This window comes from Actinomadura sp. KC216, assembly GCF_004348535.1.
Lineage (GTDB): Bacteria > Actinomycetota > Actinomycetes > Streptosporangiales > Streptosporangiaceae > Spirillospora.
Window position 1 is genome coordinate 1 of record NZ_SMJX01000335.1, and the last position, 8771, is coordinate 8771.

Genomic DNA, 8771 nt, shown 5'->3' on the forward strand with positions numbered 1-8771 from the left:
GGCCAGGACTCTGGCCTCATGATCGATGCGGGGCGAAGGCGCGGCCAGGTGGCGGTGGCGTGGGCGGCGGTGCTGCTGTGCCTGGTCATCGGGTCGGCGGCGGTGCAGCTCGCGGGGCGGTCGGGCGGGGACGTCCGTCCGGTGCGCGCGCCGGTGGTGGTCATCGGCGTCGCGGGGCTGGCGTGGGGCGACATCCGCGAGGACCAGACCCCGCACCTGTGGCGCCTGCTCACCGGCGGCGGATCCACCGGCGGCGCCACCGGTGCGGCGGCCGGTGCCGCGACGGTCCGGACGACGGGCGGGTCGGCGTGCGCGTCCGACGGGTGGCTGTCGCTGTCCGCGGGGCAGTCCAGCGTGGGGCCCCGCTGGGAGGAGGGCCCGGACGAGGGCGAATGCAAGCCCCTGCCCAAGGTCACGGGCACCGGCGACCGCGAGGGCGAGGCGCGCGTGGGACGGTGGGACGAGCTCGTCGACGCCCAGTCCCGATCGGAGTTCTCCCCGCATCCCGGTGAACTCGGCCGGGCGCTGGCCGAGCACGAAGGCTGCGAGACCGCCATCGGGCCCGGCGCCGCCGTCGCGCTGGCCCGTCCGGACGGGACCGTCGCCCGCTACAGCGCCACCGTGGACGACGACGCCCTCCGCTGCCCGGTCACGGTGATCGACGGCGGCCAGGTCGTGGAGTCCGGCTCCGGACGGCTGAACTCGCTGGCGAAGATCGACGCGTTCGCGGGAAGCGTGCTGGAACGCCTGGACGGCGCCACCACCGTGCTGGTCCAAGGCGTCACCGAGCCGCCGGGCGGGACACCGCATCTGGCGGTCAGCATGGTCGCCGGACCCGTGACGGCCTCGCGCTCCGACCCCGCGCTGCTGACCGTCACCTCCACCCGCTGGGGCGGGGTCGTCCGGCTGCTGGACGTCCCCAGCACCCTGCTCGACGCGGTCGGCGCGCCCGAGCCGGCCGAGTTCAGCGGCACGCCGATCTCCCTCGGGCGGGCGCGCCCCGCCGACCCGACCACGACCGTCCACGAGCTGGGGGCCGTGACCACGACCGACCAGACGCTGCGGCAATGGTCGAGGCTGCTCCTGCTCGTGGTGGCGGTGACGCAGTTCGTCCTGTACACCGCCGCTGTGGTCACCGCGCGGCGCGGCCGGACGCCGAGACCGTGGCAGAGGCGCGGCCTCATCCACGCGGCGCTCGTCTTCTCGGTGGTGCCGGTGTCGGTGTATCTGGTGTCGCTGACGCGGTGGTGGCACGCCCCGTTCCAGGACGCGGCGCTGTGGGGCGCCCTGGTGTTCACCGTCGCGGCGGCGGCGGTGCCGGTGTGGCTGCTGCCCGCGCGGCCGCTGTGGCGGGTGCCGCTGGCCGTCAGCCTGCTCACGTTCAGCGTCCTGGTCGTGGACGCGGCGACCGGCACGCTCCTGCACCGCGCCAGCCCGTTCGGGCCGTCCGCGCTGTACGGCGGGCGGTACTACGGGTTCGGCAACTCCACCTTCGCCGTGTTCTCCGTCGCCGCGCTGGTGCTGGCGGGCGCGGCGGCGGCCGAGCTGATCGAGCGCGGGCGGCGGCGCGCGGCGACCGTGGCCGTGGCGGTGATCGGCGCGGTGGCCGTCGGCGTGGACACGTGGCCGTCGTGGGGCGCGGACGTCGGCGGCGGGCTGGCGCTGATCCCGGGCGTCGCGGTGCTGTGCTTCGCGGTCGCCGGGGTGCGGCTGACCCCGGCGCGGCTGGTCGCGGTCGGGTCGGCGGCGGTGGCGGCGGTCGCGGCCGTCGCGGTGGCGGACTGGCTGCGTCCCGCCGCCTCCCGCACCCATGCCGGGCGGTTCGTCCAGGACGTCCTCGAAGGGCAGGCGTGGCAGCTCGTCGAGCGCAAGGCCGGGTACGCGCTGGGCTCCCTCGCGGGCGGCCCGATGGCCTGGGGCACGGCGCTCGTCCTCGCCGTCCTGGTGGCGGCGCTGGTGTGGCCCGACCGGTTCTCGCCCGGCTACCTCGACGCGGCCCTGCGCGCGTGGCCGACGCTGCGTCCCACGCTCGCGGCGGTCCTGACCACGTGCGTGATCGGCGCGGTGGTCAACGACTACGGCATCCGCCTCGTGACGTTCGGGCTGGTCACGCTGCTGCCGCTGGTGGCCCTCAGCTGCGCCCGCGCGCCCCGGTCCAGGGGCGGCACCGCAAGCCCGGAGCCCGCGGACGTCACTCGCACAGAGCGGTCGTGAGGGCCTCGCCGAGGTCGTCGTCCTGCGCGTCGGTGCTCCCGGGTTTGAGGTTGGCCATGACCGTGGCGCGCCTGCCGTCCGGGCCGACGCCGCTGCGGGTGGAGAACCCGATGAAGTCCCCGGCGTGCCCCCACAGGTGGCCGCCGCAGCGCAGCGGGACCCGCTCCAGCCCGAGGCCGTACTCCGTTCCTGACGGCCGTCCGGTGGGGCGGGTGGTCATCATCTCGCGCAGCTCGGCGCGGTCGAGCAGCCGCCCGCCGATGAGGGCGGCGAAGAAGCGGTTCACGTCGGACGCCGTCGACACCATGTTCCCGCTCGACGGGGCGACCGAGGGGTTGAGCCGCGTCCGGTCGAGCGGCGCCGCGTCCGGGGCGGGACGGACGTAGCCGCGCGGGTGCGGCCAGGGCAGGAACGAGTGGTCGGCGGGCACGGACGTGTGGCGCAGCCGCAGCGGCTTCAGGATGCGCCGCTCGATCTCCTCCCCGTACGGGCGCCCGGTGACCTTCTCGATCAGCATCCCGGCGAGCAGGTAGCCGGTGTTGCCGTACGACCACTCCTTCCCGGGCTCGAACAGCGGCGGGTGCTTCAGGGCCGTGGCGAGCAGGTCGCGGCGGTCGTGGTGGTCGAGCGGGTTCTGGATGATGTCCGGCATGGCCAGGTGCTTCAGGTAGTCCGGCAGGCCGCTGGTGTGCTGGAGGATGTGCCGGACGGTGATCCTGCGGTCGACCAGACCGGGCAGGTACCGGTCGACGGGCGCGTCCAGCTCGACCTCGCCCTCGCCGACGAGCTGGAGCACCACGGTCGCGACGAACGGCTTGGTGATGCTGCCGATCCGCCAGTGCCCGTTCACCGGGACGGGCGCGCCGGTCCGGAGATCGCCCACCCCGCTCCTGATCACCGTCCTCCGTCCGCGCCGGTCCTCGACGTAGGCGATCGCCCCCGGCGCCCCGTCCTCCGTCGTGATCCGGTTGATCAGCTGCCTGAGCCGCTGATTCTCGTCGGCTGGGGACGCGGACGCCCCCGGCGCGGTCACCGTCCCCGCCACCGCCAGCCCCACGATTCCGGCGGCGGCGATCAACGTGCGCAGCATGGCCTCTCCCCTCGCTCGACCCGCCCTCGGCGGTGATCATCACGCTAGGAGCGGCCGGACCGGATGGGCGTCACCCTCGGGTATCGGCTCCACGCTCGGCCCTCCGTACTACTACGTCGCAAACCGGCCGTCCCCGGTGTCGATCCGGGCGGTGTCCGTTCGTGTAGGAGGTGAGACGCCGTCCACGGGGGCGGCGGTGAACCGATCGAGGTGGGACGAGCATGGGTGAGATCCGGACACTGCTCGACGGCCGGGGGCTGCTGGAGTCGCCGCGCTGGCACGGGGACCGGCTGTACTTCTCCGACTGGACGGCGGGCGAGGTCGTCGCCGTCGGTCTCGACGGCGGCGCCGAGGTGGTCGCGCGGGTGGACTCGCTGCCGCTGTGCAGCGCCTTCCTCCCGGACGGGCGGCTGCTGGTCGTCGACTCCGCGGGCGGGCGGCTGCTGCGCCGCGAACCGGACGGCGCCCTGACCCCGCACGTGAAACTGGGCGACCCGGGTTGGAACGACATCGCGATCGACGGCCGCGGCAACGCCTACGTCAACCGGCTCGGCTGGAACCCGGCCGAGCCGGACGCGTTCAAGCCCGGCTTCGTCCACCTCGTCACCGCGGACGGCACGGTGCGCCAGGTCGCGGACGACATCGACTTCCCCAACGGGATGGCCGTCACGCCCGACGACTCCACCCTGATCGTCGCCGACTCCTACCGGCACCGCCTGCTGGCGTTCGACATCGAAGCGGGCGGCGGCCTGTCGAACCGGCGCGTCTGGGCCGACCTGGGCGAGGGCACCCCGGACGGCATCTGCCTCGACGCGGAGGGCGCCGTCTGGTACGCCGACGTGCCCAACCAGTGGTGCGCGCGCGTCGCGGAGGGCGGCGCCGTCCTGGACACGGTCGCCCTGGACCGCGGCGGTTTCGCCTGCGCCCTCGGCGGCCCGGACGGCAGGACGCTGTTCGTCGTGGCCGCCGAGTTCCGCGGCATGACCGGCCCGGACCTGGTGACACCGGGCAGCGGCCAGGTGCTCGCCACACGGGTGGACGTCCCGGGAGTGGGACGCCCGTGACCCCGTGACCCGGCCTTACTTCGCGCGGATGGCGCGCAGTGACTCCTTCAGGGAGCTCACCGTGCTCAGGACGGCCGTGGGCTCGTACCCGCAGTGCGCCATGCAGTTGGCGCAGCGCGGGTCGCGGCCCCGTCCGTAGGCGTCCCAGTCGGTCTCCTCGATGAGCTCCTTGTAGGTCTGGGCGTAGCCGTCCGACATCAGGTAGCAGGGACGCTGCCACCCGAAAAGGGAATAGGACGGGATTCCCCACGCCGTGCAGGCGAAGTCGGCCTTGCCCTCCAGGAAGTCGAGGAAGAGCGGCGAGTGGTTGAAGCGCCAGCGCTTGCGGCGCCCGTCCGAGAACGCCTTGCGGAACAGTTCCCTGGTCTCCTGGACGCCGAGGAAATGCTCCTGATCGGGCGCCTTCTCGTACGCGTAGGCCGGTGAGATCATCATCTCGTCGACCTTGAGGTCGTCGTTGAGATAGTTCAGGACGTCGATGACGGTCTGCGGCGTGTCTGTGTTGAAGAACGTCGTGTTCGTCGTGACGCGGAATCCGCGCTTCTGGCATTCCTTGATGGCGGCGACAGCGTCCTCGAAGACGCCCTCCTTGCAGACGGACGCGTCGTGCCGCTCCTTCAGGCCGTCGATGTGCACCGCCCACGCGAAGTACGGCGACGGCTTGAACCTGTCGAGCTTCTTCGGGATGAGCAGCGCGTTCGTGCAGAGGAAGACGAACTTCTTCATCTTGACCAGCTCGCCGACGATCTCGTCGATCTGCGGATGCATGAGCGGTTCACCGCCCGCGATGGACACCATCGGGGCGCCGCTCTCCTTGATCGCGGCGATGGCCTGCTCGACCGGCATCCGTTTCTTCAGGATGTCGTGCGTGTGCTGGATCTTGCCGCATCCGGCGCACGCGAGATTGCACGCGAAGAGCGGTTCGAGTTCCACGATCAGAGGGAACTTGTCCCTGCCGCGAATCTTGTTGCGGAGGATATAGGTCCCGATGCGGACGCTTTGGCGAAGCGGCATGCTCATGATGTCCGGACCTCCTTTGGCAGATAGCGGCCGAGCGCGCTGATCGGGAAGACCAGCCGGTAGAGGTGGTAGTTGATGTAGAAGTCGCCGGGGAATCCGGTGCCGGTGTACTGGTCCTCGTCCCAGGTCCCGTCGGGTCGCTGGTGGTCGACGAGCCAGCGGACGCCCGCGTCCACGGCCGGGGAGCGTTCACCGGCGGCGAGCAGCGCCAGCAGCGCCCAGGCCGTCTGCGACGCCGTCGACGCGCCCCGCCCGATCCAGGCGGGGTCGTCGTAGGAGCGCAGGTCCTCGCCCCAGCCGCCGTCGTCGTTCTGGTGCCGCTCCAGCCACGCCACCGCCCGGCGGATCGCCGATTTGCCCCGGCCGACGCCCGCGGCGACCAGCGCCGGGACGACGCTGCCCGTCCCGTACACGTGGTTGGCGCCCCAGCGTCCGAACCACGAACCGTCTGCCTCCTGGGCCTTCAGCAGCCAGACGACGGCGCGCTTGACGGTCGGTGACTCCGCGCGCCCCTCGCCGCACAGCGCCTCCACGACGTGCGCGGTGACGTCGGCGGACGGCGGGTCGATGACCGCGCCGAAGTCGCAGAACGGCAGCTTGTTGCAGAGGTCCTGGGTGTTGTCGGCGTCGAACGCCCCGTAGCCGCCGTCGCGCGACGCCATGCCCTCCAGCCACCGGACGGCCCTCCCGATCGGCGCCTCGGCCTCCGGGAGGTCGACCTTGCGCAGGGCGAGGATCGCTTCGGCGGTGTCGTCGGTGTCGGGGTAGATGTCGTTGTCGAACTCGAACGCCCAGCCGCCCGGCGGGAGGCCGGGGCGGCGCACGGACCAGTCCCCCGGCCCGCGGATCTCCTCCCCGACGACCCAGGCGGCGGCGCGCCGCATCGCCGGGTCGTCGGCGGGCACGCCCGCGTCGCCGAGCGCGTTCATGGCCAGGACGGTGTCCCAGACCGGCGACTGGCACGCCTCCATCCGGCGGCCCTTCTCGTCCCGGATCGTGAAGCGTTCCAAACCGTCCAGGCCGCGGCGGATCACCGGATGGTCGAGGCCGTAGCCGAGCTCGTGCAGCGCCATCAGCGAGTACACCCACGGCGGCTGGATCCCGCCCCAGCAGCCGTCCGCCTCCTGCCGGGCGATGATCCAGTCGGCGGCGCGGCGCATCGCCGCCGTCCGCAGCGGCCGCACCGGGCGCTTCTCGTACACGTGCAGGACGCGGTCGAGCCCGTTGAAGAACCGTCCCCAGCCCTTCTCGTCCTTCACCGGACGGACGCCGCTGCGCAGCTCCGGCAGGTCGAACGGCAGCGCCCGGACCGGGCGCAGCGACCCGAGCACGGTCAGCGGCACGATCGTCTGCCGCGCCCAGCACGCCCAGTCGTACACGTTCAGCGGGACGCGTCTCGGCAGGTACATCAGCTCCGGCGGCATGACGGGCAGGTCGTCCCACGACCACTGCCCGAACAGGGCCAGCCAGATCCGGGTGAACACGCGGGTGGCCTCGATGCCGCCCGCGTCCCGCGCGTACTTCGCCGCCCGGCGCATGTGGTCGGCGTCCACGGGGTCACCGGCGAGGCGCAGCGCGACGTACGCCTCGACCGTCGTCGACAGCTCGGGCGGGCCGCCGTGGAAGTTCGCCCACGTCCCGTCCTCGCGCTGCTGCGAGCGGATCCAGCGCGCCGCCTCGGCCGTCTCGCTCTCGGAGCGGATGCCGAGGAACTGGCGGAGCAGCAGGTCCTCCGCGTCCATGGTCACGTTGGTCTCCAGCTCGCCCCGCCACCAGCCCTCGGGCGACTGCAGGCCGAGCAGGTGGTCGCGGGCCGCGTCGACGGCGGCAGCGGCGGCACCGGTGAGTCCGGACACGTCGGTCGTTGTCATTCAGCGCTCCCTTTCCGCAGGTCAGTGATCACGGGAGGTGACGAAGAGTGCGATGTCGCGGAACTCGGCGCGGACGTGGTCGTCCATGCCCGAGTCGGCGAGCCGCTTCTCCGCCGACGCGATCCGGCGGTCCGCCTCGGCAGCCGCCCATTCCCGCCCTCCGGCCGCCTCGACCAGCCGCGCCATCTCCCGCAGGACGTCCTCGGGCTGCGGCCCCGGCAGCGCGTACAGCTCGGCGAGGCGTTCGGACTCGGCGGTCCCGGCGGTCAGCGCGTACACGACGGGCAGCGACTTCTTGCGGGCCCGCAGGTCGGCCAGCACCGGCTTGCCGGTCGCGTCCGGGCTGCCCCAGATGCCGAGCAGGTCGTCCACCAGCTGGAACGCCAGGCCCATCTCGGCCCCGAAGCCGGTCAGCGCGGTGACGAGCCGGGTGGGCCCCTCGCCGAGCATCGCCCCGATCGAGCAGGCGCAGGCGAGCAGCGCGCCGGTCTTGTCGGCGGCCATCGTCAGGCACTCGTCGAGGGTGACGTCGTCGCGCTGCTCGAACCCGAGGTCGAGCGCCTGCCCCGAGATGAGCCGCTGCGTCGCGGCGGCCAGAGCGCGCGCGGCCCAGTGCGCGCCGCGCGTGTGCTCGTCCAGCAGCAGCTCCTCCGACAGCGCCAGCAGCGCGTCACCCCCGAGGATCGCGGCGGACGGGCCGAACACCGTCCACGCGGCGGGACGGTGCCTGCGGGTCCGGTCGCCGTCCATGATGTCGTCGTGCAGCAGCGAGAACGCGTGCACGAACTCGACGGCGACCGCGCCCGGCAGCGCCGTCTCGTAGGGCGTCCCGGCGGCGCGGGCCGACAGCAGCGCCAGCGCCGGACGCAGCGCCTTCCCGCCCGCCGCGGCCGGACGGCCCTGCTCGTCGGTCCAGCCGAGGTGGTAGGCGACGACGCGGCGGGTCATCGGGTCGAGCCGCTCGGCGGACGCGCGCATCGCCCGGTCCACCAGCGCCCGCCCGTCGGTGATCGAGGCCGGCACGGCGGTCATCGGGCGCTCACCCCCGCACCGGCCAGGTGCCGCCGGGCCAGCCGGGCGGCGCTCAGACCGCTGCGCACGGCCCCCTCCATGGTGTCGGGCCAGCCCGTGTCGGTCCACGCACCGGCGAGGAACAGCCACGGCAGCCGGGTCGCGGACGCGGGACGCAGCGCGCCGCTGCCGGGGCCTTGACGGAACGTGGCGTGCCGCTCCCGGGTCACGAAGAAGTCGGTGACGCGGGCGCGGCGGGCGGCCGGGAACAGCCGCTCCAGCGCGGCGAGGTAGACCTCGCGCAGCTCGGCGGTCGGCGTGTCGATCCAGCGGTCGGCCGCCGACACCGACACCGCCAGGTACTGGCCGGACGGGACGCCGCTGATCGCCGTCCGGTCGAAGACCCACTGGACGGGCGAATCGATCGCGGCGACGAACGGCTCGTCCAGCACCGGCCGGTCGTAGACGACGTGGACGTTGACGATCGGGCTCGACCCGAGC

Annotated in this window: 7 protein-coding genes; 2 read left to right on the forward strand and 5 right to left on the reverse strand. The window is 73.3% G+C overall.

All coding sequences use genetic code 11. The features are described 5' to 3' along the window. Window positions 1-2214 (forward strand): hypothetical protein (locus tag E1264_RS35770; protein WP_207936682.1); only part of this gene is annotated, 2214 nt, incomplete at its 5' end. On the opposite strand, the gene E1264_RS35775 is transcribed toward E1264_RS35770, so the two are convergent. After that, window positions 2192-3304: a serine hydrolase domain-containing protein gene (locus E1264_RS35775; protein WP_132180827.1), complete on the reverse strand. Its 1113-nt coding sequence runs from the start codon at window positions 3302-3304 to the stop codon at window positions 2192-2194. The two genes, E1264_RS35770 and E1264_RS35775, sit on opposite strands and share 23 nt — an antisense overlap. Window positions 3305-3525: 221 nt before the next feature. Here E1264_RS35775 and E1264_RS35780 point away from each other — a divergent pair, with 221 nt between their 5' ends. After that, on the forward strand, window positions 3526-4368 hold the full coding sequence (locus E1264_RS35780) for an SMP-30/gluconolactonase/LRE family protein (RefSeq protein WP_132180829.1): 843 nt from the start codon (window positions 3526-3528) through the stop codon (window positions 4366-4368). A gap of 15 nt (window positions 4369-4383) precedes the next feature. On the opposite strand, the gene hpnH is transcribed toward E1264_RS35780, so the two are convergent. The 4 genes from hpnH to E1264_RS35800 all read right to left on the reverse strand — a co-directional run. Beyond that, complete coding sequence (gene hpnH / locus E1264_RS35785) at window positions 4384-5388, reverse strand: adenosyl-hopene transferase HpnH (protein WP_132180831.1); 1005 nt, start codon at window positions 5386-5388, stop codon at window positions 4384-4386. Beyond that, a complete protein-coding gene (shc, locus tag E1264_RS35790) occupies window positions 5385-7259 on the reverse strand; it encodes a squalene--hopene cyclase (RefSeq protein WP_132180833.1) in 1875 nt (624 codons plus the stop codon). Before shc ends, hpnH begins: the two co-directional genes overlap by 4 nt. Window positions 7260-7280: 21 nt before the next feature. Next, entirely contained in the window at window positions 7281-8291 is a 1011-nt protein-coding gene (locus tag E1264_RS35795) for a polyprenyl synthetase family protein (protein WP_132180835.1), read from the reverse strand. Then, window positions 8288-8771: FAD-dependent oxidoreductase (locus E1264_RS35800; RefSeq protein ID WP_207936683.1), on the reverse strand; the 484-nt coding region annotated here is incomplete at its 5' end. The genes E1264_RS35795 and E1264_RS35800, both read right to left, overlap by 4 nt.

Bases quoted from the DNA above. Each gene is read 5' to 3' on its own strand.
- E1264_RS35775 (WP_132180827.1), bottom strand. From the start codon at position 3,304: ATGCTGCGCACGTTGATCGCCGCCGCCGGAATCGTGGGGCTGGCGGTG.
- E1264_RS35780 (WP_132180829.1), top strand. From the start codon at position 3,526: ATGGGTGAGATCCGGACACTGCTCGACGGCCGGGGGCTGCTGGAGTCG.
- hpnH (WP_132180831.1), bottom strand. From the start codon at position 5,388: ATGAGCATGCCGCTTCGCCAAAGCGTCCGCATCGGGACCTATATCCTC.
- shc (WP_132180833.1), bottom strand. From the start codon at position 7,259: ATGACAACGACCGACGTGTCCGGACTCACCGGTGCCGCCGCTGCCGCC.
- E1264_RS35795 (WP_132180835.1), bottom strand. From the start codon at position 8,291: ATGACCGCCGTGCCGGCCTCGATCACCGACGGGCGGGCGCTGGTGGAC.